General features: G+C 56.3%; 29 protein-coding genes. 17 read left to right on the forward strand and 12 right to left on the reverse strand.

Annotated elements, in window-relative coordinates; genetic code table 11:
* Positions 1-3: 3 nt before the first annotated feature.
* From H6F59_RS04400 to H6F59_RS04410, 3 genes are read left to right on the forward strand one after another with little or no spacing between them, the layout of a single operon-like run.
* Positions 4-672, forward strand: a complete 669-nt coding sequence (locus H6F59_RS04400) for a flavin reductase family protein (protein WP_242021268.1) — start codon at positions 4-6, stop codon at positions 670-672.
* Positions 673-710: 38 nt separating this feature from the next.
* A complete protein-coding gene (locus H6F59_RS04405) occupies positions 711-1,184 on the forward strand; it encodes a nucleoside deaminase (protein WP_190695630.1) in 474 nt (157 codons plus the stop codon).
* A 35-nt stretch (positions 1,185-1,219) separates the two neighbouring features.
* On the forward strand, positions 1,220-1,930 hold the full coding sequence (locus H6F59_RS04410) for a hypothetical protein (RefSeq protein WP_190695634.1): 711 nt from the start codon (positions 1,220-1,222) through the stop codon (positions 1,928-1,930).
* A 114-nt stretch (positions 1,931-2,044) separates the two neighbouring features.
* Here H6F59_RS04410 and H6F59_RS04415 read toward each other — a convergent pair whose 3' ends face one another.
* Complete coding sequence (locus H6F59_RS04415; protein WP_073608042.1) at positions 2,045-2,326, reverse strand: YiaA/YiaB family inner membrane protein; 282 nt, start codon at positions 2,324-2,326, stop codon at positions 2,045-2,047.
* A 310-nt stretch (positions 2,327-2,636) separates the two neighbouring features.
* On the opposite strand from H6F59_RS04415, the gene H6F59_RS04420 reads away from it, so the two are divergent.
* The 5 genes from H6F59_RS04420 (at position 2,637) to bchB (ending at position 6,091) form a co-directional block, all read left to right on the forward strand.
* Complete coding sequence (locus H6F59_RS04420; protein ID WP_190695640.1) at positions 2,637-2,897, forward strand: AbrB/MazE/SpoVT family DNA-binding domain-containing protein; 261 nt, start codon at positions 2,637-2,639, stop codon at positions 2,895-2,897.
* Entirely contained in the window at positions 2,885-3,214 is a 330-nt protein-coding gene (locus H6F59_RS04425) for a type II toxin-antitoxin system PemK/MazF family toxin (protein ID WP_190695644.1), read from the forward strand. The genes H6F59_RS04420 and H6F59_RS04425 overlap by 13 nt, the downstream gene beginning before the upstream one ends.
* Positions 3,215-3,300: 86 nt before the next feature.
* Positions 3,301-4,098: an alpha/beta fold hydrolase gene (locus H6F59_RS04430; protein WP_190695647.1), complete on the forward strand. Its 798-nt coding sequence runs from the start codon at positions 3,301-3,303 to the stop codon at positions 4,096-4,098.
* Complete coding sequence (locus tag H6F59_RS04435; protein ID WP_199325605.1) at positions 4,099-4,362, forward strand: hypothetical protein; 264 nt, start codon at positions 4,099-4,101, stop codon at positions 4,360-4,362. It begins immediately after the preceding gene.
* Positions 4,363-4,552: 190 nt separating this feature from the next.
* Positions 4,553-6,091, forward strand: coding sequence for a ferredoxin:protochlorophyllide reductase (ATP-dependent) subunit B (bchB, locus tag H6F59_RS04440; protein WP_190695649.1), 1,539 nt, complete (start codon positions 4,553-4,555; stop codon positions 6,089-6,091).
* A gap of 199 nt (positions 6,092-6,290) precedes the next feature.
* Here bchB and H6F59_RS04445 read toward each other — a convergent pair whose 3' ends face one another.
* Positions 6,291-6,830, reverse strand: coding sequence for a hypothetical protein (locus H6F59_RS04445; protein ID WP_190695653.1), 540 nt, complete (start codon positions 6,828-6,830; stop codon positions 6,291-6,293).
* A gap of 355 nt (positions 6,831-7,185) precedes the next feature.
* On the opposite strand from H6F59_RS04445, the gene H6F59_RS04450 reads away from it, so the two are divergent.
* Positions 7,186-7,743: a hypothetical protein gene (locus tag H6F59_RS04450; RefSeq protein ID WP_190695656.1), complete on the forward strand. Its 558-nt coding sequence runs from the start codon at positions 7,186-7,188 to the stop codon at positions 7,741-7,743.
* A 74-nt stretch (positions 7,744-7,817) separates the two neighbouring features.
* Here the strand turns inward: H6F59_RS04450 and H6F59_RS04455 are convergent, their stop codons facing one another.
* A complete protein-coding gene (locus tag H6F59_RS04455) occupies positions 7,818-9,062 on the reverse strand; it encodes a glycosyltransferase (RefSeq protein ID WP_190695659.1) in 1,245 nt (414 codons plus the stop codon).
* A 411-nt stretch (positions 9,063-9,473) separates the two neighbouring features.
* Here H6F59_RS04455 and H6F59_RS04460 point away from each other — a divergent pair, with 411 nt between their 5' ends.
* The gene (locus H6F59_RS04460; protein ID WP_190695661.1) at positions 9,474-9,815 is read left to right on the forward strand and encodes a hypothetical protein; all 342 of its coding nucleotides are present in this window, start codon (positions 9,474-9,476) and stop codon (positions 9,813-9,815) included.
* A 245-nt stretch (positions 9,816-10,060) separates the two neighbouring features.
* Here the strand turns inward: H6F59_RS04460 and H6F59_RS04465 are convergent, their stop codons facing one another.
* The 4 genes from H6F59_RS04465 to H6F59_RS04480 all read right to left on the reverse strand — a co-directional run bounded on the left by H6F59_RS04465 (position 10,061) and on the right by H6F59_RS04480 (position 13,514).
* Positions 10,061-10,636, reverse strand: coding sequence for an SH3 domain-containing protein (locus tag H6F59_RS04465; protein WP_190695663.1), 576 nt, complete (start codon positions 10,634-10,636; stop codon positions 10,061-10,063).
* 152 nt (positions 10,637-10,788) lie between these two features.
* On the reverse strand, positions 10,789-11,655 hold the full coding sequence (locus tag H6F59_RS04470) for a carbohydrate ABC transporter permease (RefSeq protein ID WP_190695665.1): 867 nt from the start codon (positions 11,653-11,655) through the stop codon (positions 10,789-10,791).
* Positions 11,656-11,754: 99 nt separating this feature from the next.
* On the reverse strand, positions 11,755-12,630 hold the full coding sequence (locus H6F59_RS04475; protein ID WP_190695667.1) for a Tab2/Atab2 family RNA-binding protein: 876 nt from the start codon (positions 12,628-12,630) through the stop codon (positions 11,755-11,757).
* Positions 12,631-12,635: 5 nt separating this feature from the next.
* A complete protein-coding gene (locus H6F59_RS04480) occupies positions 12,636-13,514 on the reverse strand; it encodes a S1 RNA-binding domain-containing protein (protein WP_190695669.1) in 879 nt (292 codons plus the stop codon).
* Between the two features lie 149 nt (positions 13,515-13,663).
* Between H6F59_RS04480 and H6F59_RS04485 the strand changes: the two genes are divergently transcribed.
* From H6F59_RS04485 to H6F59_RS04505, 5 genes are all read left to right on the forward strand, one after another.
* On the forward strand, positions 13,664-14,371 hold the full coding sequence (locus H6F59_RS04485) for a uracil-DNA glycosylase family protein (RefSeq protein WP_190695672.1): 708 nt from the start codon (positions 13,664-13,666) through the stop codon (positions 14,369-14,371).
* Between the two features lie 203 nt (positions 14,372-14,574).
* A complete protein-coding gene (locus tag H6F59_RS04490) occupies positions 14,575-14,898 on the forward strand; it encodes a phasin family protein (RefSeq protein ID WP_073608028.1) in 324 nt (107 codons plus the stop codon).
* 82 nt (positions 14,899-14,980) lie between these two features.
* Positions 14,981-15,649, forward strand: a complete 669-nt coding sequence (locus H6F59_RS04495; RefSeq protein WP_190695674.1) for a MarC family protein — start codon at positions 14,981-14,983, stop codon at positions 15,647-15,649.
* Positions 15,650-15,927: 278 nt separating this feature from the next.
* A complete protein-coding gene (locus tag H6F59_RS04500; RefSeq protein WP_190521904.1) occupies positions 15,928-16,590 on the forward strand; it encodes a hypothetical protein in 663 nt (220 codons plus the stop codon).
* Between the two features lie 480 nt (positions 16,591-17,070).
* Positions 17,071-17,547 (forward strand): YbjN domain-containing protein, encoded by a 477-nt coding sequence (locus H6F59_RS04505; RefSeq protein WP_190521906.1) that lies wholly within the window; start codon positions 17,071-17,073, stop codon positions 17,545-17,547.
* Between the two features lie 68 nt (positions 17,548-17,615).
* Here the strand turns inward: H6F59_RS04505 and H6F59_RS04510 are convergent, their stop codons facing one another.
* A complete protein-coding gene (locus H6F59_RS04510) occupies positions 17,616-18,827 on the reverse strand; it encodes a site-2 protease family protein (RefSeq protein ID WP_190695677.1) in 1,212 nt (403 codons plus the stop codon).
* Positions 18,828-18,965: 138 nt separating this feature from the next.
* On the reverse strand, positions 18,966-19,238 hold the full coding sequence (psaK, locus tag H6F59_RS04515; protein WP_190521911.1) for a photosystem I reaction center subunit PsaK: 273 nt from the start codon (positions 19,236-19,238) through the stop codon (positions 18,966-18,968).
* Between the two features lie 186 nt (positions 19,239-19,424).
* Here psaK and H6F59_RS04520 point away from each other — a divergent pair, with 186 nt between their 5' ends.
* Positions 19,425-20,084, forward strand: coding sequence for a phosphoribosylanthranilate isomerase (locus H6F59_RS04520; protein ID WP_190697161.1), 660 nt, complete (start codon positions 19,425-19,427; stop codon positions 20,082-20,084).
* 7 nt (positions 20,085-20,091) lie between these two features.
* Here H6F59_RS04520 and nblS read toward each other — a convergent pair whose 3' ends face one another.
* Positions 20,092-22,110, reverse strand: a complete 2,019-nt coding sequence (gene nblS, locus H6F59_RS04525) for a two-component system sensor histidine kinase NblS (protein ID WP_190695679.1) — start codon at positions 22,108-22,110, stop codon at positions 20,092-20,094.
* 72 nt (positions 22,111-22,182) lie between these two features.
* Entirely contained in the window at positions 22,183-22,527 is a 345-nt protein-coding gene (locus H6F59_RS04530; RefSeq protein ID WP_190695681.1) for a hypothetical protein, read from the reverse strand.
* A 222-nt stretch (positions 22,528-22,749) separates the two neighbouring features.
* On the opposite strand from H6F59_RS04530, the gene H6F59_RS04535 reads away from it, so the two are divergent.
* The gene (locus tag H6F59_RS04535; RefSeq protein WP_190695684.1) at positions 22,750-23,334 is read left to right on the forward strand and encodes a Uma2 family endonuclease; all 585 of its coding nucleotides are present in this window, start codon (positions 22,750-22,752) and stop codon (positions 23,332-23,334) included.
* Between the two features lie 416 nt (positions 23,335-23,750).
* Here the strand turns inward: H6F59_RS04535 and ahcY are convergent, their stop codons facing one another.
* Positions 23,751-25,025 carry an adenosylhomocysteinase gene (gene ahcY, locus H6F59_RS04540; protein ID WP_190521922.1) on the reverse strand — a complete coding sequence of 425 codons (1,275 nt, stop codon included), beginning with the start codon at positions 25,023-25,025 and terminating at the stop codon, positions 23,751-23,753.
* Positions 25,026-25,032 lie beyond the last annotated feature (7 nt).

The raw sequence follows: 25,032 nt of genomic DNA on the forward strand, positions 1-25,032 counted from the left end.
AAAATGCCTGCGATCGCCTTGTCTTTGTTGCACCCCGGCCCCATGGAAATTGACCCCGAGCTGCTAGACCCCTCAACTCGCTACAAGCTGCTGATTGGCAGCGTCGTGCCTCGGCCGATCGCCTTTGTCTCTAGCCTGTCGCCTGAGGGCGTGGCCAATTTGGCCCCCTTCTCCTACTTCAACGCTGCGGGCCACAAACCCCTGGCGCTGATGTTTAGCATTAGCCTCAAGCCCGACGGCAGCGAAAAAGACACCCTGCGCAACGTGCGCCCTGCCAGCGAAGGCGGCACTGGCGAATACGTAATTAACCTGGCCGTTGAGTCCTACGCCCACCAGGTGGCAGAAAGCTCAGAGCCGCTGCCCTACGGCGAGTCGGAGTTTGACTACGTAAATCTCTCGCCCGCCCCTAGCCGAGTGATCAAACCGCCCCGCGTGGCCGAGTCGCCGGTGGCCTTTGAGTGCCGCACCCTGCAAATTGTGCCGGTGGGCGAGTTTCACATTGTGATTGGCCAAGTGGTGCACCTATTTGTGCGCGACGACGTGCTGGGTGAGAATAACCGCATCAATGTCGATAAAGTAGGGGCGATCGGGCGGATGGCCGGCTACGAATATTGCCGCACGGGCGATCGCTTTGAGATTCCCAACGGCTTTCCTAAGCAGCCCTCAGTCTAGTGGCATGATTGGGTGAGCGATGAAGCGGAGAGCGACCGATGAGCGATGTGAATGAGCAAGATTTAGGCCATGTACGGCGGGCGATTGCCCTTTCCCACAGCGCCCGTGAGGCTGGCAACCGTCCCTTTGGTGCCGTGTTGGCCGATGCCTCGGGCCAGGTGCTAGCCGAAGCCGAAAACAACCAGATCACCGAGCGCGACTGCACCGGCCACGCCGAAACCGTGCTGCTGCGACAAATGGATAAAAGCCTCAGCCCAGACACCCTCAAAGACTGCACCCTCTATGCCAGCACCGAACCCTGCCCGATGTGCGCCGGGGCGATCTTTTGGAGTGGGGTGGGACGGCTGGTGTATGCGCTGGGCAGCGATCGCCTCTACAGTTTTCAGGGCGAATCTCCCTTTCAGCTGGCCTTGGGCAGCCGCGAGGTGCTCAAGCACGGCAAACGCCCGGTCGAAGTGGTTGGTCCCGTGCTCGAAGACGAGGCCCTGGAAGCCTTTGAGGGTTTTTTCTAAAACTGATCTGCCGTTGATTTAGCCATCCTGGGGTTATGGATCTATTCAAGTTTGCGCTGGGGCCCTACGAGTTTTTCGCCGCCATCCTTGGGGGTGTGCCCCTTGTACTGGCGATCTTCTTGCTCTATAACCCGGCAACTAGCGTGCAGGATTTTGCTGGTTTAATTCCAACCAGTATCTCCCTTCAGGTGTTAATTGCGCTGGCGTTCGCTAGCTATCTCTTGGGGGGCCTAGCGCAAGGCGTAACCTGGAAGTTTTTTTTGGCCCTATGTAACCTATCGAAGCGGGAATTTCACTATTTCCCAGCTGAAATTCTTCTCAACAGAGGCGAGTGGCTGCAAGGGTTGGCCAAAGATACTGATCCCAAAACCCTCGATTTTGAGAACCGCTTAGTGCTGCTGCTGCACGATAGAGTTGGCATGCCAAAAACGATGAATCATCTCTATTCGAGGGTCTGCTCGTATTTAAAAGAAAATAACAGACCATCCCTGGTTACCGCGGATTTGTACCAGGCCACTCATATCATGTACCGCAACCTGTCGTTCGGGTTGCTGATCCTAGGCGGAGTGTTTTGGGTCAACATTTTTCGTGTCGGAGCAGCATCTTTCGAGCAGGTGGCGTTGTTCCTTGGGGCTTTAGTGTTGTCCTACATTGCATTTGTGCGCTCAGTCTCCTTTAAGCGGTGGCACGCTAGAGAAGTTTTGCTGGGGTTTTACTTTGCCGCCTGCGATAAGCGATCGCCCTAGGGCAGGTCATCAATTCTCGCTGCAATCCTGATCTCATCAGCGTTGCCACGTCCGACCCAAAAAACAGGCTAGGGGCTGTAACCCTAATTCTTGGGTCGTCAGCGGTTACAGGCCTTAGCGCAGCGGATGATGTTCGGCCAACAGTTTCTCAACCTTAGCTTCGTCGATGCGGGCGGTGACCTGCCTGGCCTCATGCAGGTCGCGCACTGTTTTAGAGAGGCTGGCGGTAGACCCTAGGGCAAACAAGGTGCCCATGCCCATGTAGCCCTTCACCCAGGCATCTACCGGCAGACAAAAGATGCCCAGCGATAGGCTGCCCACCGACAGCAAAAAGGCGAGCCAGGTTTGCACAACCCAGGCTTGACTGTGACTAGATGGTGGCTGCACAGAATTCATCAGCTGACTCCTAACGGTGTGAATAACTACGTCAACCCTAGGCGAGCCTTCCGCTGCGTCATCCACAGTGGAGACACTTTCTCAAATGCTCTAGGGTGCAGTGTTACGGAGAACCGTTTGTAACTATTGCAACAGCTGATTTAGTTAGGACACTTCGACAAGCGGAATCCTCTGGTAGGGGCATTGCACTGCAATGCCCCTACGTTGAACCTATCTTCACCTCAATGGATATTTGTAATAGTTCTTCCCTTGACGGCCCCAAGAGGTGTATCTACAATGTAATTACTTCGCGTCTGGGCATACACCGTCTATGGGCACCGCCATTAGAACTCGCATTGTCAAGATTGGCAATTCCCAGGGCATTCGCATTCCCAAACTGTTGCTAGAGCAGAGCGGGCTGAATGCAGACGTAGAAGTAGAGGTAGAGGGCGATCACCTGGTAATTCGCACCGCCCCTCGCCAGCGAGCCGGATGGGATGCCGCCTTTGCCGCTATGGCAGACAGCCACGACGACACACTGCTCGACGACCTCAACCCCACCGACTGGGACGACGCTGAATGGGAATGGTAGTTAACCGCTTTGACGTTTTTCTCGTCAACCTCGACCCCACCGTTGGCAACGAAATTAGAAAAACACGACCCTGCGTGGTGATCTCGCCCGACGAGATGAATCGCTACATTACCACTGCGATCGTGGCTCCAATGACAACCAAGGGCAGGCTCTATCCCACCCGCATTACCTGCCGTTTTGAGGGCAAAAACGGCCAAATTGTCTTAGACCAAATCCGCACCGTTGATAAGTCCCGGTTGGTCAAACGCCTAGGTCAAATCAGCGTTGGGGAACAGAGAATGCTGCTTGAAACCTTGGCTGAAATGTTTGCTGAATAACTCAAGGTCAAGCCCAAACGCTCTGTTGAGGCAATAGCATCAGGTGTAAGGGCAACGTTTGCCCGGCACTAAATGAGGAATGAGGAATGCGCTCCATCACCATTGCCAGTGCTACCGGCAGTATTGAGGTGCTGGTGGCTGACGCCGCTACCAAAACTTCAGCGCTGCCAGCGGTATTTGTTCACGGCATGGCCTGCGCCGCCGATCTGTGGCAAGCGCAACTCGAGCAGACAGCCCAGCAGAGAACAGCGATCGCGATTTCTCTACCAGGTCATGGTGCGTCTGCCCCTCCATCTAACAACGACTATTCCCCTGCCGCTTGTGCAAATGCCCTGTTTGCAGTGATGGATGCGTTGCAGCTAGAAAGCATCATCTTGGTTGGCCACAGCTACGGTAGCTGCGTTGCCCTTGCCGCTGCCGCCGCTCAACCTCACCGCATCGCCAAGCTCATCTTGGTGGATCCGCCGATTGACTGCACCCAGTGTTCGCCAGAGGTCTACGAGGCACAGATGGCCCCGATGCAGCAAGCCATGGTCGGGGAGGACTGGCGAGCGGTGCTTGAACAATCCTTTCGCACCGCTCTGACCGGTGGTACCTCTGAAACCCAAGCCAACATCTTGGCGCGCCTGAATCGCACTGCAAAGGCAGCCCTAATTGGCACCGGCCGTGAGCTATTCACCTTTCAGTCCACCGCTGCCCTCGACAAGTATCTGGCTTCGCCCGGTGCTCAGGCCCATGCCATTCTGGCTCCATCCAACGCGATGCCCCTTAGCCTGCACGTGTTGCGGCCAGCGCTGCCGACGACAGCCATACCCAACACCAGCCACTGGCTCATGCTCGATGCCCCAGAGGCCTTTGCCCAAGCCCTAGAAGCGGTTTTGTAGATGGAACTTCAGATCATTTATACCGAGACCGAGATGCTGCTGTCTAAAAAGCAGTATGGGTCTTGGCAAGAGATTCAAGCAGAGTTCTCAGACTACAAAACTTCGCTGGGGCCTTGGCCAGCCGATGCGGTGATTGACTATCTGCAAACGGATTATCCGGGCTTAGATCCTAGCCCTGCTATGCAAGTGGCTGAACTACTGAAAGCGACAGTCTGTTGCCAAGAACTTACCTTTCGCAAGGGCAGAACGTTGAGCGATCGCTAGCCTGGGGTTAATCGTTGGAGGGCTATAGTCTGTCGAGCTTTTCTTTGGCGGCAGGTAAAGAATTCTCTCAGAGTTCCCCGGCTCACCCCTATGTTGGCGACAATCAAGACCGTTGGGTCTACCAGGGCTGCGCGGCTCAGGGTGTTTCGGCAAACTCACGCTGACCACCGCCACCAAGGAGACTCACCCGATGAAACTGGCCTACTGGATGTATGCCGGCCCGGCGCATATTGGCACCCTGCGCATTGCGAGCTCGTTTAAGAACGTGCACGCAATCATGCACGCGCCGCTGGGGGATGACTATTTTAATGTGATGCGATCGATGCTAGAGCGGGAGCGTGACTTCACCCCCGTCACCGCCAGCATCGTCGATCGCAACGTCCTCGCGCGCGGCTCCCAAGAAAAGGTGGTCGATAACATCGTCCGCAAAGACAAAGAAGAGCAGCCCGATTTAATCGTGCTCACCCCCACCTGCACCTCCAGCATTTTGCAAGAGGATCTGGCCAACTTTGTGCAGCGCGCCAGCCTAGATTCCCAAGGCGATGTGCTGTTGGCGGATGTCAATCACTACCGCGTCAACGAGCTGCAAGCCGCCGATCGCACCCTTCAGCAGATCGTGCAGTTTTACCTAGCCAAAGCCCGCAAGCAGGGCACCCTTCCCGAGGGCAAAACCGAAAAGCCTTCGGTGAATATCATTGGCATGACCACCCTGGGCTTCCACAACAACCACGACTGCCGTGAGCTGCGCACCCTGATGGCCCAGCTCGGCATTGAGGTGAACCTGGTGATGCCCGAGGGCGCGCTGGTAACCCAAATTAAAGACATGGGCCGGGCCTGGTTTAACTTGGTGCCCTACCGTGAAGTGGGGCCGCTGACGGCCGAATATCTCAAAGACGAGCTGGGCATGCCCTACGTCGACATCACCCCCATGGGCATTGTCGAAACCGCCCGCTGCATTCGCGCCATTCAAACGGTGCTGAACGAGCAGGGGGCTGATGTTAACTACGATGCTTTCATCGACGAGCAGACCCGGTTTGTGTCGCAGGCGGCTTGGTTCTCGCGATCGATCGACTGTCAGAATCTGACTGGCAAAAAGGCCGTGGTGTTTGGCGACAGCACCCACGCCGCCGCCATGGTCAAGATTCTCGCCCGCGAGATGGGCATTCACGTGGTGCTGGCAGGTACTTACTGCAAGTACGACGCCGAGTGGTTTGCCGCTGAAGTGGGCGAGTACTGCGACGAGATTTTGGTCAGCGAAGACAATGGGGAGATCGGCGATCGCATTGCCCAACTCGAACCCGCCGCTATTTTCGGCACCCAGATGGAGCGCCACGTGGGCAAGCGGCTCGACATCCCCTGCGGTGTGATTGCTGCCCCCATTCACATTCAAAACTTCCCAGTGGGCTATCGCCCATTCATGGGCTATGAAGGGGCCAACCAGATTGTTGACCTGGTCTACAACTCCTTCACCCTGGGCATGGAAGACCACCTGCTGGAGTTCTTTGGCGGTCACGACACCAAAGAGATCCTTACCAAAACCATGAGCGCCGATGCCGCTGTCGAGGCGGGCCTGGGCTGGAGCGCCGATGGCCTGGCCGAGCTGCAAAAAATCCCCGGCTTTGTGCGCGGCAAGGTGAAGCGCAACACCGAGAAGTTTGCCCGTGAGCAGGGGGTTGCCAGCATCACAGCCGAGGTGCTGTACGCGGCCAAAGAAGCGGTGGGAGCGTAACCGCAAATTGCATCCCGTCTCTGTAGGGGCAAACGGTTGTTTGCCCGGCGGGGTTCTTGCCCAATCAGGGTGAACACCGTTCGCTCCTACAGGCCTACCTGGTTGAGGCAGGGCTCAACTTCAAACAATAACCCCCAGACTTTTCCCGTTGGAAAAGTCTGGGGGTTAATCGATTCAAACGCTTTTACGGATTGAAGGACTAGCTGCCCTGGCAGCCAATCCAAGTTCCCTGGTCTTCGTAGATAAAGGGAGTGCCGGTTTCGCAGAGTACAGAAACAGCGCTCTGGGGGCCAGGGATAGTCACCATAGAAACCGTGCCGCCGACGGGGCTGGGCACATCAGATAGCTCGGGCTCGGTCAGTGCCGACTCGGGGCCGACGGCATCATCGGGGTTAGGCACTTCGCAGCCCACCCAATCCATGCCCATGTCGCTGTAGGCGAAGGGCAAAAAGCCCTCTTGGTCGCAGGCCACCATCACGCCGGTCTCGGGGCCGGGCAGCCGAAGCTGTTTCACCGTACCGCCCTCTGGGCTCTCGACATCACCGAAAAATACATCAATCGTGGCTCCAGGCTCTTCGGGCGTGGGCTGCTCGGTAGAGGGAGCCTCTTCATAGGGATCCATAACTTCTACGGGGGTGGTGCAGCCTACGGCACCCACGAGGCAAAGTGCTGCCGCAGCACCCAGACGACCCCAGGCAGAGGCCGACAATTTAATACCAAGTAGACGAGAAAGAGCCATAGCAAAACTACCTATCGAGAGAGTACTTTTGAGCATTGAGCATTATAAACACTCTTGCGATGGATTTTTTAAGTCGCTAAAGGTACATTTTTGGCCAGACCGGGGCTTTTTTGCTCAAAAACCTCCGCTGGCTATGCCGTTTGATTGCCCGCTCAGCCCTTCGCCCTCAGACTTGATAGCGCGGAGGTAGGGTTAGCCGTGCAGTCGGGCGATCGCACAGATTCATCATTGGCGGCAGCGACCCAAAACTGGGGCAATATGATGGCAACACCACATTTTGTATAACGGTTAACTAATGCCTCAGGCTGCCCCTGTCCCCCCAACCCCTTCAGGTGGAAGCAACACAGCTAAATGGGTGGCGCTGGGTTGCGGTGGCTGCCTCGGCGTGACGGTGTTAGCTGGGCTAACCTTAGCGTTTTTCATCAACCGCACTATGCGGTTTACCGTTGGCCCCGACCAAGGCTCAGTCGATAGCCAAGAGCTGTTTACCTACACCATTCCCGGCGAGACTCAAACTATTTTGAACATGGGCATGTTTGGTATGCAGATGATTCAGGTGGCAAACACCGACTCGCCGCCCTCGATACTGCTAACTATGGGCCAGCTACCCAGCTACCTCAAAGGCAACGACGCTCAGCAAAGCTTTGTCGAGGAGTTTCAAAACAGCATTACTACTGAGGGCAACTATCAACTCACTGAGCAACGGGTTGAAGAGCGCACCCTCTGCGACCAACCCGTATCGGTCGTGATTCAGACAGGCAGCTTTGAAGACGGAACCACAACCTACAATGCCGCCAGCCTGTTGACCTTAGTCGAGCACAACAACGACGCTCGTTTTGTGTGGGTGCTGGCCCACGGCGATGCGCCCCAAACTACCGCTGACCAGGTGTTTGCTACCCTCGACTGCCGTTGAAAGGCCGGTCGAGGGTATTAGGTATAAAGTTCAAGGGGTTGGCCTGAGACCCTACACCTCAAACCCTAAACCCTCTATTTCACCTGCGTCACCCGCCAGCTCAGCTTGAGGTTGAGCCAGAAGTTCCAGAAAGTGACAATCGCGATCGCCACCAGATTTGCCAGGTAGGGCCAGCGCTGGTCAAACACCAGGTTGTAGATCACGTTGAGCACCAGCACATTCAGCACCAGCCCCGCCAGACATACCAGGTTGAACTTAAGAAACCGCTTTAGCCGGGCCGACCAGCCCTGTTGCAACATGCTGATATCGGCAAAGGTCCAGGCGTCATTCCAAATAAAGTTGTTGATAATTGCTACTTCGGCCGCCCCAATTTTGCTGCGGGTCAGGGGTAGCCCTAGGGGGCTGTGCAACAGGTAGAGAATCACCATATCCACTACCACGCCGCTGAGCCCGACCACGCCAAAGCGCACAAATCGCTGCATAGGAAAGCGCTGGTGCAGCTGTGACAACCGCCCCCCCAGCCGCAGCCGCAGCAGGTGGTGAATGTAGTCGATGTACTGGCGCCAGGTGACCTTGCTCGCCCCCTCCTGCCGCTCCTGAAAGACGTAGCCCACCTCGGCGATGGTGTCGATGGTGCCGCGCCCCAGCACCTCTAGCAAAATCTTGTAGCCCTTGGGGTTGAGCAGAGGTCCGGCGATCGCCTTCCGCTGCACCATAAAGTAGCCACTCATGGGGTCGCTCACTCGACCCACCACCCGGGGCAGCAGCAGCAGACCCACCGTCTGCGCCCCCCGCGACAGCACTCGCCGCGCCAGGCTCCACTCGCTAACGCCGCCGCCCTCGACGTGGCGACTGCCCACCGCCAAATCAGCCCCTTGCTGAATGGCTTTCAACAGCCCCAGAAGCACCTCTGGGGGATGCTGCAAATCAGCGTCGATCACCCCTAAAATGCGCCCTCGGGCGCTCTGCCAGCCGCGAATTACCGCCGAAGACAGGCCTCGCTCATCCTGCCGTCGCAGCACTCGCACCTGGGGATAGGTAGCCTGCAATTCTAGAGCTGTATTCCAGGTCAGGTCAGGGCTGTTGTCGTCAACCACAATCAGCTCGTAGTCTTGAGGAATCGCGCTGTCGAGTAGTGTGACCAGGCGTTCCACTAGGGGGCCAATGTTCTGGCCTTCGTTGTAGGTAGGTATAGCTAAGGACAAGGTTAGGGCTTGTAGCGCAACCCCATCATCCCCAGCTAGAGCTGGCAACGGCTCAATTTGCAATAGGCCGCTGGGGCAAGGCTCAAGCTTTTGCAATTGGGATGGGGGAATCATGGCACCGGCGCAACACACCAAGCATTCCGGTAGCCCGAGCCCTAGAGCGCACTAAGAATCTAGCGCTAATGCCTGAACCTAGCCGAAATTTTACATAGGCACCCATCCTACAGCAGTCGCTCCCCCAACGTAAATGACTGGGGTGTCTCGGCAGAAACCGTGCTATGGGCTTCTCTCGATTCCAAGTTCTGTGTTAGGAGCGGATTTGAAACTGTAAGTCTTAAGTTGTTCAAGCAAGTCCTATCTGCCGCTAAAACTCAGCCCGTAAGATGTGCCTGGGGGTAGAGAGTTGCCAGCATTAAGTCTCATATTATACAGTTCAATCTGTTATTAGTTGTCAGCGGCTCTATTCTGTCGCTTCCTTACAGAACCGGATTTTCCCCACCTATTACTAAGGACTTTAAGAACTTTATGCAAAGTCTCATAATGCTCTCAAAAGAATTTATTAGCCGCCGCTTACGCGCGATCGCCCTAGTATGCCTAGCTGGGCTAATGAGCTGGCTAACATTGGCTACTCAGCCTGCTTTCGCTGCTAACAACAGGGGCACTGCGACCCCATCGGTAGATCAAACGATGACCGAAGAACCCCGTGACCAGGCCTACGAAGAGGCTGTAGAGGTCATTGATAATCCCAACGGCGTGCAAGAAACTTACGAAAAAAATCTAAAGCAGTACAAGCAGGAAAACCCTGATCAAAAGAGCCTAGTTGAAGGTGCCAAAGACCTAGTCGAAAAAGTCACAGGCGACAAATAGAGTGAGAGATTTTCAGCCTAGGCCAATACTTTTGCAGAGTTTTTAGCTAGGGCGAACTCCTAGATACGCTATTTAAGTTGCTCGGATGCAAGGTTCAAATATTCGAACCTTGCATCCGAGCAACTTTGTTTTGTCCAGAGTTCAGATTTACTCTCCATTCAAGCTCGGCAAGCTTTTAGCGGTTGCTAAAGCAGTAGTGTAGCTGTAGAGTTTTAGCGGCTCAAACTGGACTTGAGCGTCTGATGCTAGGGCTGCTCTATTTCGGTCACCACCCCAGCCTCTATGGGGCGATTGGTAGTTTGAATCGAGCAGTTGGCCGGGGAGCTTTGGCTTTGGAGCACCCGAGTCGTTTGCTCACCGCGAATGTTGATGTAAGTTGTGGCCCCAGAGCCAGTTTCCAACCGGGCGGGGACATCGAGCCAGGTGAGGTTGTCGAGGCGATCGTGCACCCGCAGCTTGAGCTCGCCGTTTTGGCGGTACACGCGGGCCGTCGTGCGGTTAGTGCCATTGCAGACCATGACGGTGGTTACCGGAGAGTCGATGCCCGGCCCTGGCTGATCCAAAACGGTGACGTAGGGGGCGTAGACCCAACCCTCAATCGGGCCGGTAACAACATAGAGCCAGTCTCCTTGGGTTTGAATGATCTTGGCCTGGGCACCCCTGGGTATGGTGCCGCGAACACTGTGGTTAAGGCCGGGACCAGAGCGCACGTTGAGACTATCGATGTTGACCTCGGCGACCTGGGCAAAGGCCGCAGACATGGATAGGCCAACGGCAACAGCGGTGGAGAGCAGGGCAACAGCCAGGGTTTTGAGTTTCATAGTTGGTAGAGTTCTCACTGAGAAAAAGGATGCCGCAGGCCTTAGACAACGGCCCTGATGAAGCGATGGTGAATAAATCGCCCGCACCAATCTAAGTGATGAATCTAAGGAACCAATAAAGCTGTAATTACGGATACCGGACGGCGCCCCAACTACCCCTTGACCCCACTCCCTGTCTCCGTGGGCACAATGTAGCGCTGTAGCAGCACAAACACCACTATGGCGGGCAGCACCGACAAAATCGACCCAGCCGCAATCAGCCGCCAGTCGAGGGAGAAGCTGCCCGCTAGCCGGGCGACACCTAGGGGTAGGGTGTAACGCTCGGGGCGATCGAGCAAAATCAGGGGCCAAAGAAACTCGCTCCAGGTGCCAATGAACACAAAGATCCCGAGCGTTACTAGGGCAGGGCGAGTGGCGGGCAGCATGACATTCCACCAGATGCCGAGGTCAGAGCAGCCATCCATGCGAGCGGCTTCTTCTAGCTCCTTGGGCACGCCCTGAAATGCCTGACGCATGAGAAAAATGCCAAAGGCCGAGGCCAGGTAGGGCAGCACTAGCCCTAGGTATGTGTTCCGCAGGCCCAAATTGACCGCCAAAATATACAGCGGTATCATCACCACCTGAAACGGAATCATGATGGTGGCCACAATCAGTGCCAGCAAGGTATCGCGGCCCAAGAACGATAGCCGTGCCAGGGGATAGGCTGCTAGCGAGCACAGCAGCAGGTTTGCTGCCACCGTCAGCACCGCCACCACGGTGCTGTTGAGGAAATATTGACCAAAGGGGTTTGACTGCCATACCTGTCGGTAGTTAGCCAAGGTTGGCTGCTGGGGCAGGAGCTGGGGTGGGTTTGCTAGCAGATTCTCCGCTGATCCTTTGAAGGATGTGCTGAGCAGCCATAGCAACGGGAAAACCATGATCACGGCGATCGCCAACAGCAATACATAAATACCCAAGTTGCGCCAGTGAGGCCACCGGGTAAGGGATTGAACTATGGGTTGCTGCTTACGATTGGGCATGGGTACACCTGCCTGAAGCATTGGGAGACTGGAGCCAAAGAATTCAAAAGAACCTTTGAGACGGCTAGCGAGAAACGTTTGAGATGGGGCCTTTTCTAACTACCCCAAAAGCAGCTCTTGCAGCAGCCAAAATCCGGCGAAAGATTCACTCTCGCGGCTGTCTTGGATGCCAATGAAGTGTACCTGGTTGGCCTTGGCTTTGGCAGCTTCAAAGGCTTGGGCCTCAGCCAGCAGCTTAGGGCCAGGCAGACCTGCCAAAACCCAACTATCGGAGGCTCCGGTTTCCAGAATGATTTGGGGAGTTTTGCTGGATTCTATGCGCCAGTAGGCTAACTCTAGGCCCGACATCCAGGCGGCGAGGGCGGTGGCGCGGGGGGAGAAAATCAGCAGTCCGGGTATTGGGGTATTGGGGGCTAGATTCACCATGTCTAGCGGAAAGGATTCCCCAAAGTCAATCTCCCAATCGGGTAGATCGTCAAAGGCGGCGGCTTCAAGGGTGACAAAGGTCCACTGCTGCCCCAGCAGGGCATCGGGTAGAGCCTGGGGGCTCGGGGGTGGCGCTGCTACGAAGGGGGAAGGAGCGCTGGTGTAGCCCTCCATCTGGGGGTACACGGTTTGGTTGCGATCGCTCAACCACCGCTGCAAGGCTACGGTGCGACGGCTGGGCCGAGCCGGAATGCCTGCGTCTTCACAAGCTCGCAGAATCATGTTTTGCATTTGGTAGCGAAAGTACCGAATGCGGCTGGGGGGAGCGATGCCCTGGCTAGTGGCCTCAGCGATCGCCTCCTCGATCGCTCCCTTGAGCACAATAGAGTTGACGTCGCTGCTGGGCAAAAACTTGCTGTAGCGAAACAGCTGATCGGCTTTCGCTCCGGTGCCAACTAACCCTTCGCAGAGCAGCACTTCCCAAAGTTTTTTGCCATTTTCATCCAGCACGGGCCGGGAGTAAAAGTCGAGTTCCCACACGGTGCCCATAGCGCCTAGGCCTCGCTGTCGTTCAGCATACGGCTGACGTCGCCCAAACGGTTCTCAGCGTCTTCAAACACGGCTTCAGCTTCTTTAATGATCTCGCCAGGATATTTTTCTAACACCTTAGTCGAGAGAGAAATGCGGTTGCGCTCGGGGTCGAGGCCCACCACCACCGCTTTGATCGACTGGCCCACCTGTAGCACCGAGGGCAGCGACTCGACATAGTTTTTGCTGATCTGCTTGATGTGCAGCAAGCCGCTAATGCCGTCAAACTCCACAAACGCGCCAAAGGGCTTGAGGCTGGCCACGGTACCCTCGACGAGCTGACCCAGCGCTAGGGTGCTCATCACCTGGCTGCGGGCGGCGGTGCGGGCCGACATCACTAGCTTGTTGGCGGCGGGGTTGACCTCTAAGAAGCCCACGGTGAGGCGCTGGCCTACTGCATCTTCTAGATTTTCGTAGGTGCGGCCTATGTGCGATCGCGGCACAAATCCTCGCAGGCCTTCCACATCGACGGTCACACCGCCCTTGTTGAAGCCGGTGACTTTGACATCCATGACGGCGCCCTCTTCGGCCTGCTGGGCTAGCTTATTCCACAGCTGCTTGAGCTGGAGCTTGCGGATGGATAGCAGCACCTGACCGTCGGCATCCTGATCGCGAATCACCTGAAACGAGTACTCACCGCCCGGTTCGAGCACACCCTCAAAGGAGGTAATGGCGCGCACCGCTGCTTCACGAATGGGCAAAAAGGCCGCTGACTTGCCGCCAATATCCACTGTGGCCCCATCGGGAGCAAAGGAGATGACGGTGCCCCGCACGGTGCTGCCCACCTGAAAGTCGTAGTCGTGGGCCTCAAGGGCTTTGGCAAAATCTTCGGCGGAGAAAGTCAAGGGTGAGGCTCCTGGACAACAAACATAATTTAACTAGCTTTCTACTATACAACGCCTTGCCTGGGGCACCGCTGAGCAATGGCCCCGGCAAGGCAGGCCGAGACCCTTTACAATAAATGCCAAGCGGATGATGTTGCCCCCAAGAATCGATGGCCGACGAGCAATTTAGCTTATTTAACGCTGGCATTGGCGCTACCGAAGGCGCGATCGCAGACCCCAGCACCGTAGACTTTGATGCCATTCCCACTGATGGCTCGGTGCCCATTCCCTCCGGCATTTACCCTGACCTGGAGACTCTGGGCACCCACTGTCGCGGTTGTGTACGCTGCGACCTGTCAGAAACGCGCACCAATGTGGTGGTCAGTCGGGGCAGCCCCACCGCCCCGGTGCTGATTATTGGCGAAGGCCCCGGTCAGCAGGAGGACGAGCAGGGGATACCTTTTGTGGGCAAGTCGGGCCAGCTGCTGGAGAAAATTCTCGAATCAGTGCGGTTTAACACCGAGACCGATGTATACATTTGCAACATCGTGAAGTGTCGCCCGCCTGAGAACCGAGTGCCCACCACGGCGGAGGTAGCCGCCTGCAAGGGCTACCTGCTAGAGCAAATTCGTATGGTGGATCCTAAGATCATTCTTCTCACCGGGGCAACCGCTCTAAAGGCGCTTTTGGGGGTGAAGTCGGGCATTAGCAAAGTGCGCGGTCAATGGATGGAGTGGGAAGGCCGCCTGTGTATGCCCATTTTCCACCCGGCCTACCTACTGCGCAACCCGTCGCGCGATAAGGGCAGCCCCAAGTGGTTGATGTGGCAAGACATTCAAGCAGTGCGGGCTAAAGTCAATGAACTGTCAGGCAGCTGAGGGCATCCGGCAGGTTGAGTTCGGCTTTCAATACCCAGGGGCCAACAAGATCTCTGACAGAATGAATGGGTGGCTAATTGGATGCAAGGTCAAAGGTTAAGGTTCAAGGCATGGCTCTAAGTGCCCTAAGCCTTGGTAAAACCCCTGGATCGATCGCCTGATGCCGCCATCGATCGCGCCCCGCAAATAGCAAGGAGATTTTAATGGATACCAACAACCTTTTACGCCAGTTGCTGATGATTGGCGTGGGCACCACCTCTCTGGTCGCTGAGCGGGTCAAGCAGGTCAGCGAGGAGTGGGTGCGCGAGGGCAAGTTTAACCCTGAGCAGGCCCGTACTCTGATGGATGAGGTGATGGCCCAGCTCAACGAGGGCAACGGCGCGCTCGAAGAGCAGTTTCAGCGGCTGTTTCGCAATACGCTGCAAGACCTGGGTGTACCCCGTCAGGCTGAAATGGACGAGCTGCGCGGACGGCTCGATCGCCTAGAGCGCCAGGTCAGAGATCTAGAAAACCGCGCTTGGAAATAGTCTAGTTGTCTGTAGCCCAGCCACCGCTACGAGAAGAAAAATAGCCGTAGAGTAAAACCAGGTTTTCTCAGGCTAAACAGCGGTGCGAAGCTTTCTTGACTTTACGGTGGGCGGCATTGCGGCTCTGTTTCCGGTGGTAGACCCAATTGGGTCGGTGCCGATCTTCTTAGTGCTGACTACTGGGGTGCCCGCCGCGCTGCGCAACCAGTACGCCCTGAATATTGCCCGCAATGTCGTTCTGCTGCTGATCAGTACCCTCCTGGTTGGGGGCAGCGTGCTGCGGTTTTTTGGCGTGTCCCTGGCGGTGGTGCGCATCGCCGGAGGTATTGTGGTGTTCCATGCGGCTTGGAAGGCGATGAACTCTGACCCCAAGCTCAACGAGGTGGACAATCAGGATGCTGTCTATCGCATTGGCGAGCACAAAGATATTTCGTTCATGCCCATGACCATTCCGCTGCTGGGGGGGCCGGGGGCGATCGCTGTCACCCTTGGCCTAGCCGCTCAGGCGGGCAGCGATCTATCCGTTTCCACCGCGATCAATATGCTGGCGATCGCCGTCGCGATCGGGCTGATCGGTGTCGTAATTTTTCTGTCGCTGCGATCGTCTACGCTGCTGCTAAAAGCCTTGGGGGCGAGCGGCATTCAGGCGATGAGCCGCCTGCTGGGCCTATTTGTCATGGCCATTGGGGTACAGCTGATTTTGAACGGGTTAGCCGACTGGTTGACCTCATTAAATCTGCCCGCCCCTTAAGTCTGAGGGGCAGCTCGCTAGTGTTTGAAGACCTGGTCAAGGGCGTCTCGGCCCCATAGTTTTGACTTAGACTTGGGGTGTTCCCTGAAAATACCGCCCTGGCTCTGCTGATTCGGCCATAGAGATTGGGTGCAGCCAGATGTAGAGAGATCGGTCAGTTTGGCGATGTTTAACATCTAACCGGTTGATAGTCTACGGTTGGTCTGCGTAGTCCACAACACTTCATCTAGTGGTGAACTTTCTGTTTGCCGCCAGCTGTTTCAGGGAACCATTTACCCATGAGCTACCCAAGCTTCCACAGCTTTATTAAACTGCTGCGCAGTCTGCTCAAGCGCAGGCAGCCTTTGCTGTTCGAAGAATCCATTTTTTTGGCCGATCTGTGCCTCGCCTATGGCACCATTGCCGGCTTGGGCGATCGCGACAAAAAGACCCTCTTTCTGGCTGCCCACTTCAAAAATCTAGGGGCCATCTACCTCGAAGACCATCACCTCAGACAAGAGTACCGAGACCATCGTGAAGCCATCGTCCAGATGGAGGTGCTGTTTAACGCCAGCGCCCAGCTGGCCAAAGATGCTGGCCTCCAGGAGGTCGCCGACGTTCTCGATGAGTACCACCTGCGAGCCATTCCTCACAATCATCTAGCCCGAATTTTTCAGGTGCTCAACGCCTGGGTGTCGTGCCGTCAGCGCAAGGGCTGGCGTAGCTCGATGAGCGACAAAGAGGCGCTGATTATTCTCAAGCAGCGGGCCGAGATGAAGTGGTCTGACCCCAAAGTGGTGTTCCACTTTATCGAACACCTCTGCCGCTATTCGTCGCGGCCCGAGCGCCGCCAGGCCTGCACCGTTACGGGGTTTGAGGTGCCGGTCGAGATGCCCAAGGTGCGCGACTACAGCTTCGACACCCTAGAGGACCAGTTCCAGGAAGTCGAAACGACGGGGTGAATCGGGTATAGCGTTGGGTACTGCGCTTAAAACACGAGTCATACCGCGGAAAAACTTGGGCAGTGCACCGGCATATAGTCATCGCTCTAAGGAGTTATGCAAAACGTCCCAACCACCTGGCAATGGCTACAAATCTCCCGCCTCTGGATGACGCGTTGGGCAGCCACAATTATTTAATATCACTCCAGCGGTAAGGTGGTAGGGCTGCTCGGGCTAGCGAGGGCGATTTACTCAAGTAATCTGCGCTTGGTCTACAGCTGCCGTTAAGCCGCGAGAAAGTCGATTGGGGGATAGTCAGCGATAGCGCAAGGGGCTACAGTTGGGGAGGCGCAGCGATGGCCCCGAGCCGGTCTCTGACCATCGCCGCAACGTTTTGACGGTTGTTGACCGCCGGTCGCTTTGACAGTTGAGGAACTACGCCCCTCACCGCAGATCGGCCGCACAATTGAATTGTTGATCAATAGCTACTAAGGGTCTGTTATGGCTGACGACGCAATAGATATGGATCTATCCTGTTCCCCCCCACCCGCTGAGGATGGGTTGGATATTGTGTCCTACGTGGACACCATTGAGGCAGTAATTGCCTCTTTGGATCAAGGGGATGGGGCTATGGTTAGCCAAACCGATGAGGGCCATCTGTGGCGATTCAAATATGGCAGTGTCGATGTGTACGCGCAGCTAACTGGCGAAACTGAGACCGATACGCTAACCGTATGGTCCCCCGTACTCGTGCTGCCTGCCAAAGACGAGCCTCGTATGATGAAGCTGCTGCTTGAGAAGAACTGCAACGAAACCCTCGAAGCTCGCTTCGGCATCTCGGGTAATCAGGTGCTGGTGATCTCAAGCCGTATTCTGAAGGACATTTCCCCCGCCGAAATCTCTCGCCTGATGACCATTGTGGCTACCATCGCCGACGATTCCGACGAGGCGCTAGTCTCCGAATTTGGCATGAGCTAGAGGGGTATAAGGTGTGAGGTCTAGTGTGTAAGAGCAGTCCTAAGCCTTACACCCTAGATCTTGCAGCCCTAGGCCCGCGCCTCTTCAATCACTGATTTTGCGATCGAGGATAGCTGTAACCCTGGGGGGTACTGGCCTTCTTCTTTGATGCGCTGAATCATGGCAGGAGAGACTCGCAGGCCAAGGCGATCTGCGATCGCGCGCACCACGTCGCCGCGATCGATCGTGCCGGCCACGGCATCAGCGGGAGTGAGCACCGTGAGCCGAGGCAGCTGCAAGTCTTCGAGCTGGTCGATGGCCTCGGTCAGCGGCGTACCCTCGCGCACCGAAGGAATACTCAGCAGCGGCTTGGCGATGTGGCTTAGGGGCAAGGTTTCCCACTGGCTACGCTCGATCGCCCGCATATCTTCAACCGTGACCAAGCCCCGATAGCGCCCTTCAGAGGCCGCAAAGTAGGCCGGGGGGCGGTTCTCTTCAAGTAAATAGGTGTCGGCAAACTGTCGCAGCGACATGCCAGCATCAACGACCTTAAAGTCGCGGGCCATAGCGTCGGCAGCGGTAAGGGCCAGCATGGCCTCTTGCAGATTGGTCACCTGGTTATAGGCAGCGGCATTGCGCAGGGCAAACCAGCCGATCGCGGCAATCCAAAAGCCAGAGAACGCCTGATAGAACAGGGCCATGACCAGTCCAAAGGTAATTGCCAGCCAGCCCAAGAGCTGACCGGAGCGCGCCGCCCAGCGAATGCCCTTGATGCGGCTGTCGGTCACCTTCCACACCACGGCTTTGAGCACCTGGCCCCCGTCGAGTGGCAGGCCGGGAATCATATTGAACAGCGTCAGCACCAGGTTGATCTGAGCCACGCTGCCGGTGATCACGCCCACTGGGGTCGGTAGCGATGGAATTTGGGAAATACCGGTGAGCAGCAAGAACAGCCCAAAGCTGACCAACGGGCCGGCGATCGCCACCTTGAGCGCGTCTTCCGGCGTTTTCGACTCTTTATCGATGGAGGCAATGCCGCCAAACAAAAACAGCGTAATGGAGTTGACTGCAATGCCCTGTCCCTTAGCGGCAAGGCTGTGGCCCAGCTCGTGCAGCAGCACCGAAGCAAACAGCAGCAGCGCCAGGCCAAAGCCCATCGCCCAAGCCAGGTTGCCCCAGGCCGAGTGCCAGCTGGGTTCTAACCCATAGGACACGGTCACCAGCAGCAAAATGATGAACCAGGAGCTATCGACAAATAGGGGAATTCCTAAAATGGCCCCAACGCGCCAGTTGGATTGCATTGCCTAGCTCCTATGAATGCTGTCTAATACCAACCCAGACCCAAAAGTGACTAGCAAAACTAGGGCACTTGGGTCTGGGGTCTGGTTCTATTCTATCAATCGCCCTAGAAAGTCGTTGGTCCAAGGCGTGGGTGGCAGCTAGAGCAGCCCGGCGTTGCCCAGCCCCAAAATCATGCCAGCGCCGAGAATGTGGCCAAAGCTAGCGATCGCCAACAGCTCAGGCAGGCCAAAGCCTTCAAACAACATTGGCAAGCCCACGGGCAGCGCTGGCCCGGCCCCAGGCCGACGGATGGCATACTTGCCAATGGCTAGCACAAACAGGTTGCAGGTAATCATAATCAGCGCCACTTTATACGACCACTCGGGGGTGGTGGGCACGGTGTAGGCAGCAAGCAGGGTAGAAAACAGCAATGTTATTTCTCCGCTAGAGGTCTAAAATTAGGTCTTGAGAATCGAAATTGAGTCTTGAAAATTAAATCGAGTCTTAAAGAAACAGAATCTCAGGCGATCGCTAAGCGCTTAATTTAGGCATTCAGCCATTGTTGGATTATAAAAATCCGGCGACACCCACCTAACGGAATGTTCAACAGAGTTAACATGCGGGTCAAGATTTGTGGCATTACCCAGACTGAGCAGGCGATCGCGATCGCCCGCCACGGTGCCACCCACCTGGGCTTTATCTGCGTGCCCCAGTCGCCCCGCTACCTCACTCCTGCTGCCCTTGCCGAGATCACCGAGGCCTTAGATGCTGCTGGGGTAGTGACTAAAACCGTGGGAGTCTTTGCCGATGCCTCCCTAGCGGAGATGGTTGCCATTGTTCGTCGGGCTAACCTCAGCCACATTCAGCTGCACGGCCAGGAAACCCCTGAGCATTGCCAGCAGCTATTGGCCGAGCTACCCGGTATCTTTCTGATCAAAGCTATTCGAGTGCGCACCGCCGCCGACCTACTGCGGGCCGAAACCTACGCTCCCTACGTTGATGCGCTGCTGCTCGACGCCTACCACCCCCAACAGCTCGGCGGCACCGGCCTGACGCTCGATTGGGATGCTCTGGTGTCGTTTAAGCCCGCCTGCCCTTGGATGCTGGCCGGCGGGCTAACTCCTGAGAATATCCCAACGGCTCTTGCAACCCTCAACCCCGACGGCATAGACCTCTCCAGCGGCGTTGAACAGCATCCCGGCGTTAAGGATCTGGCTTTGGTTCAACACCTGTTTGAGCAGCTACAGCCCTGGCTACCGATCAGCGCTGAGGTGTAGACCAAAGCTAGCTTTGGTCAGCTTGGGGAGCAATCAGTGACGCACTGGGAGTTGCAGGGCTGACGGCGGCGATTGCCAGATCCTTGCTGTCCGCTGCGTGATGGGTGCTGTCTTTGGCTGACACCGTGAGCACCTCAGGTTGGTAGGCGGCCACATCAAACCAGAAGGTGGTGCCGATGCCCACTTCGCTGACCAGGTGTACCTGGCTGCTGTGCTTTTCAATAATGTTTTTGACAATGGAGAGGCCCAGGCCGGTGCCCTCCAGGGTGTGGACACGGTTCTCAACGCGGAAGAAGCGATCGAAAATGGCCTGCTGGTCTTCGGGGGCAATGCCAATGCCGGTGTCAGAGATCTCAATGCGAATGTAGCCGCCCTCGTTGGGGTCGTCGCCAGGGGGCACAATCTGGTGGGCCCGCAGCATCACCTGGCCACCCGACTCAGTAAACTTGAGGGCATTGCCCACCAGGTTGCTAAACACCTGGAGCAGCAGGTCGTAGTTGCCGATCACCGGAGGCAGGTTGGGCTCCACATCCTGTAATAGCTCGATCTTCTTGTCGCGGGCATTGAGGCGGTGGGTGCGCAGGGTCTGCTCAATCGGCTGAATGATATCCACCGCGTCGAGCTGGTACTGGCGGCTCGACTCGAGACGCGACAGGTCGAGCACATCGTTGACCAGGCGGGTGAGGCGATCGGTTTCGTGGTTAGCGGTTTCGAGGAATTCCTTGCGTTCGCCGTCGCTGAGGTCTTCGCCGTACTCGTGCAGGGTTTCAATGAACGACTTGATGTTAAACAGCGGCGTGCGCAGCTCGTGGGAGACATTGCTGATGAATTGGGCCTTGGCCTCGTTGAGGGCCACCTCACGGGTAATGTCCTGCACGGTGATGGCCAAGCCTTTGACGTTCTCTTTAGCCTGGTCAAGCACGGTGTTGAGCAAGATCCGCAGGGTGCGATGGCTGGGCTCGGTGATCGGCACCCGAAATTCCATCGCCTCTGAGTCGCCTTTGACAGCCTGAAACAGCGGCCGGGTTAGCTGCACTCGTACGGCGTTAGGGAAATGCTCCAAGATGTTTTTCCCGTCCAAAATCTGATCATCCCAGCCAAAGATACGGCGGGCGGTGGGGTTGACCAGCACGGCATGCATGTCGCTGTCGAGCAAAATAGCCCCGTCAGCGATGGTAGAAACTAGGGTTTCGAGCTTGGCTTTTTCGGCGGTAAGCTCTTCAATGTTTTGTTCTTCGTAGCTTTCTAGGCGCTCGGCCATGTCATTGAAGCTGTAGATCAGCTCACCGAGTTCGCCCCCCAAAGGCAGGTCGATACGCTGCCTAAAGTTGCCATCGGCAATGTTTTTCACCCCCAGCGAGAGCTCTTTGATCGGCTGAGTGATGGTGAGAGCGTTGAACACAGCCCCTAAAATCACCATCACCCAGATGGAGACAAACACCGCAATGGTGACATCGCGCGTCAGGTGCGAGGAGGCGACCACCGTGGGGTTGGGGTTGATGCCCATGGCCAAGACGCCCAGGTGAATGCCGTTGTAGTTGAGGGGCACAAAGACGTCGGTGACTTCACCAGCTGGGGTAAGGTGCTGGCGCACCAGGGGGCGATCGGTATTTTGGGCATAGCCCTCAGGCAGCTGCATTCGCCGCCGCAGCGTGAGAGAGTTTTGGACCGCTGCTTCGGAAAAAGGGATGCCGAAGAAAATGTCGCCATTCTCGTCGGCGTACAGCATGTAGCGCACGCTAGAAGTGCTTTGGTAAAAGCTGTAGGAGAAGCGGGCCAGCTCAGTGCGATCGGCTTCTTTGACCAGAGGGGCGACGTTGGCGGCTAACAGTAGGCCCAGATCTCGGGCAAAACGGGTGTCGTTGAGGCGGGCATCCATCTGAATGGTGTTGACGGCCCAGAAGGTAAGGGCACTCGTAATCATTGACACCACCAGCGTTGCCCCAGCCATCAGCCGGGTTTGGAGGGTGAAGTCGCCCCACCAGTGCAGGAAGATATCGCGAATTTTAGCCAGAAGCCTGATCAACGGAACCTATGGAATACTGAATGTTGAATTCAGCCTTTATTCTGGCATGTTCTTCGCATCTTAGCCCTAGCGCTAGTCTTCGAAGAGGGTTTCAAACTCGTGGCGCAGACTATCGTAGTTGACCACACGGGCCACAATTAGATTTTGGTCACCCTGGGCGGCGGCGAACTGCTGTTTCCAGTGGCGCACGTCGTGCTCTTGACTCAGCCAGAAGGCGACAATGGTGCTGACGATCGCATCCCAATCCCAATCGGGCTTGCGGTGCACGGCCTCGGTGGCGTCAATAAAGGCATCAAGGGTGCAGCAATAGCTGCCGAGGAAGGCCTGGCTGCGATCGCGCCGCGCCTCCACCTGCTGCTGGTGGTTGAAGAATTGCAGTACTGGGGCAATGCCAATGATGTCAAAGCTATAGCTCATGGTTTAACCGGAGGATAAAGCTAAGCAGATTAAGCTGAAATCGGCGATGAATCGCGTGCAGAGTCAATACCGATGACGCAAGTTAGTGAACAGTTTAGACAGTTCACTCAGTGAAGTTGTTCGCCTGCAACGGTTTTTGACGATTTCTACAAAATAGACGAGCGCTACTATTAAGAGACACCGCCGTCAGTTAGAGATTGCCCAGTCCCTTCGGAGCATCCTATGACCACCCTGGATTTGCCCCTTGAACTCAACCTTGAGGCTGTTCATTTTACCGATGAGCAGTTTTACCAACTCTGCATTCACAACCCGGAGATGGCGATCGAGCAAAATGCCCAAGGAGTGTTGATCGTTATGCCCCCTGTTGGCGGTGAGAACGGCAATCAAGAAATGGAGGTTGGTGGTGAACTGTATCTCTGGAATAAGCAAACCCAGCTTGGCAAAGTCTTTAGCTCGTCCACCGTTTTTCAGCTACCCGTGGGCAGCAAGCGATCGCCCGACGCTGCCTGGGTAGAGCTATCCCGTTGGGAGGCGCTGACCCCAGAGCAGCGGCGTAGATTTCCTCCCATTGCGCCTGACTTTGTAATGGAAGTGCGATCGAGCACCGATAACCTGGCGACTCTGCGTGAGAAGATGCAGGAATACATGGCTAGCGGTGTTCGTCTGGGCTGGCTGATTAATCCAAAGGATCAGCAGGTGGAAATCTATCGACCTGGGCAGGAAGCGGAGGTGCGATCGCTACCTACTCAGCTCTCTGGAGAGTCCGTGCTGCCGGGCTTCGTCCTAGATGTTTCCCCGTTTGCTTAGCCGTTGGGATATTCTCATAGCCAGCCGACCCTCATAACACTTGCTTGCAGAGCCTTGTAAGTGACAGGCGTCACAGTTCGCAAAACTCTTGAGGGCGGCTGCCCCTCAAACAACCTGCCATGAAGATGCGGGTGCAAGGGATGACTCAGCCGTGCCCTTGAGGCATTCTAAGTACAGATAAGACGAGCTTCGCACTATAACTAACTCCCTATTCTAAGCAGCCCCCGGTGCCTCGGCATCGGGGGTTATTTAATGGAAAAGCCCCAGGATGCTCGCAGCGTCCTGGGGCTTTAGTTAGGGAGACGATGGCTTATACCAAATCCTGTTTGGTTACACCCGGTTTGTAGGGGAATTGCACTGCAATGCCCCTACGAGATCCCTATTTTGAACCGGGGTTTCTCAGGGCGGATTTCGTATTAGGTGCCAACAGTCCAAGAATTGATGTAGATCTCTTGCTCGGGGGTCAGGCTATCGACTTCGATACCCATGGCAACCAGCTTCAGGCGAGCAATCTCCTTATCTACCTCAACGGGGATGGAGTGCAGACCGGGTTCGAGGGAGCCCCGGTTTTTCACCAAGTATTCGCAGGCCATAGCCTGGTTGGCAAAGCTCATATCCATGACCGCGCTGGGGTGGCCTTCGGCGGCGGCCAGGTTGACCAAGCGGCCTTCGCCTAGCACAATCACCGACTTGCCGCTGGTGAGCATGTACTGCTGGGTAAAGTTGCGCACCTGCTTGACTTCGCTAGCCATTGCGCCCAGAGATTCCAAGTCAATCTCGATATCGAAGTGGCCGGAGTTGCACACCATGGCACCATCTTTCATCGTGTCAAAGTGCTCGCGACGAATGACATGCTTGTTGCCGGTGACGGTAATAAACAGATCGCCTACGGTAGCAGCCTCAGCCATGGGCATCACCCGGAAGCCGTCCATGACAGCCTCGATCGCCCGCACCGGGTCAATTTCGGTGACGATGACGTTAGCCCCCATACCCTTAGCCCGCATGGCAGTGCCTTTGCCGCACCAGCCGTAGCCAGCCACAACCACAGTCTTACCGGCCAGCAGTACATTGGTGGCGCGGATAATGCCGTCGAGGGTCGATTGGCCAGTGCCGTAGCGGTTGTCGAAGAAGTGCTTGGTGTCGGCGTCGTTGACATTCATAGCGGGGAAGCTGAGCACCCCATCCTTGAACATGGCCCGCAGGCGCACGATGCCGGTGGTGGTTTCTTCAGTGGTGCCGATGATGTCGGAAAGCTGTGCCTGACGCTCTTTGACTAGGGTGGCGACCACGTCGCTGCCGTCGTCGATGATGATGTTGGGGCGGTGGTCGAGGGCGGTCTCGACGTGGCGGTGGTAGGTGGCGCTGTCTTCACCGCGCAGGGCAAACACGGGAATGCCGTAGTCAACTACTAGGCTGGCAGCAACATCATCTTGAGTTGAGAGGGGGTTACTGGCAATGAGCACAGCGTCGGCACCGCCGGCTTTGAGGGCGATCGCCAAATGAGCTGTCTCAGTAGTGACGTGGCAGCAGGCCGAAATGCGAATGCCTGCCAGGGGCTTTTCCTGGGCAAAGCGGTCTTGAATCTGGCGCAGCACGGGCATCTCGCGCCCGGCCCACTCAATCCGCTGTTTGCCCTGGGCCGCCAGGGAAATATCCTTAACGTCGTACTTAAATTGAAGAGTTGTGGTCATAGCGAGG

Source organism: Nodosilinea sp. FACHB-141, from assembly GCF_014696135.1.
GTDB lineage: Bacteria > Cyanobacteriota > Cyanobacteriia > Phormidesmidales > Phormidesmidaceae > Nodosilinea.

Excerpts from the sequence above, each read along its gene's own strand:
- H6F59_RS04430 (WP_190695647.1), top strand. The coding sequence starts at position 3,301 with ATGCGCTCCATCACCATTGCCAGTGCTACCGGCAGTATTGAGGTGCTG.
- H6F59_RS04460 (WP_190695661.1), top strand. The coding sequence starts at position 9,474 with ATGCAAAGTCTCATAATGCTCTCAAAAGAATTTATTAGCCGCCGCTTA.
- H6F59_RS04405 (WP_190695630.1), top strand. The coding sequence starts at position 711 with ATGAGCGATGTGAATGAGCAAGATTTAGGCCATGTACGGCGGGCGATT.
- H6F59_RS04500 (WP_190521904.1), top strand. The coding sequence starts at position 15,928 with ATGAGCTACCCAAGCTTCCACAGCTTTATTAAACTGCTGCGCAGTCTG.
- H6F59_RS04445 (WP_190695653.1), bottom strand. The coding sequence starts at position 6,830 with ATGGCTCTTTCTCGTCTACTTGGTATTAAATTGTCGGCCTCTGCCTGG.
- H6F59_RS04415 (WP_073608042.1), bottom strand. The coding sequence starts at position 2,326 with ATGAATTCTGTGCAGCCACCATCTAGTCACAGTCAAGCCTGGGTTGTG.
- H6F59_RS04435 (WP_199325605.1), top strand. The coding sequence starts at position 4,099 with ATGGAACTTCAGATCATTTATACCGAGACCGAGATGCTGCTGTCTAAA.
- H6F59_RS04420 (WP_190695640.1), top strand. The coding sequence starts at position 2,637 with ATGGGCACCGCCATTAGAACTCGCATTGTCAAGATTGGCAATTCCCAG.
- H6F59_RS04510 (WP_190695677.1), bottom strand. The coding sequence starts at position 18,827 with ATGCAATCCAACTGGCGCGTTGGGGCCATTTTAGGAATTCCCCTATTT.
- H6F59_RS04475 (WP_190695667.1), bottom strand. The coding sequence starts at position 12,630 with ATGGGCACCGTGTGGGAACTCGACTTTTACTCCCGGCCCGTGCTGGAT.
- H6F59_RS04425 (WP_190695644.1), top strand. The coding sequence starts at position 2,885 with ATGGGAATGGTAGTTAACCGCTTTGACGTTTTTCTCGTCAACCTCGAC.
- H6F59_RS04470 (WP_190695665.1), bottom strand. The coding sequence starts at position 11,655 with ATGCCCAATCGTAAGCAGCAACCCATAGTTCAATCCCTTACCCGGTGG.
- ahcY (WP_190521922.1), bottom strand. The coding sequence starts at position 25,025 with ATGACCACAACTCTTCAATTTAAGTACGACGTTAAGGATATTTCCCTG.
- H6F59_RS04520 (WP_190697161.1), top strand. The coding sequence starts at position 19,425 with ATGCGGGTCAAGATTTGTGGCATTACCCAGACTGAGCAGGCGATCGCG.
- H6F59_RS04465 (WP_190695663.1), bottom strand. The coding sequence starts at position 10,636 with ATGAAACTCAAAACCCTGGCTGTTGCCCTGCTCTCCACCGCTGTTGCC.
- H6F59_RS04485 (WP_190695672.1), top strand. The coding sequence starts at position 13,664 with ATGGCCGACGAGCAATTTAGCTTATTTAACGCTGGCATTGGCGCTACC.
- H6F59_RS04455 (WP_190695659.1), bottom strand. The coding sequence starts at position 9,062 with ATGATTCCCCCATCCCAATTGCAAAAGCTTGAGCCTTGCCCCAGCGGC.
- H6F59_RS04530 (WP_190695681.1), bottom strand. The coding sequence starts at position 22,527 with ATGAGCTATAGCTTTGACATCATTGGCATTGCCCCAGTACTGCAATTC.
- H6F59_RS04535 (WP_190695684.1), top strand. The coding sequence starts at position 22,750 with ATGACCACCCTGGATTTGCCCCTTGAACTCAACCTTGAGGCTGTTCAT.
- H6F59_RS04490 (WP_073608028.1), top strand. The coding sequence starts at position 14,575 with ATGGATACCAACAACCTTTTACGCCAGTTGCTGATGATTGGCGTGGGC.
- H6F59_RS04410 (WP_190695634.1), top strand. The coding sequence starts at position 1,220 with ATGGATCTATTCAAGTTTGCGCTGGGGCCCTACGAGTTTTTCGCCGCC.
- H6F59_RS04400 (WP_242021268.1), top strand. The coding sequence starts at position 4 with ATGCCTGCGATCGCCTTGTCTTTGTTGCACCCCGGCCCCATGGAAATT.
- bchB (WP_190695649.1), top strand. The coding sequence starts at position 4,553 with ATGAAACTGGCCTACTGGATGTATGCCGGCCCGGCGCATATTGGCACC.
- H6F59_RS04505 (WP_190521906.1), top strand. The coding sequence starts at position 17,071 with ATGGCTGACGACGCAATAGATATGGATCTATCCTGTTCCCCCCCACCC.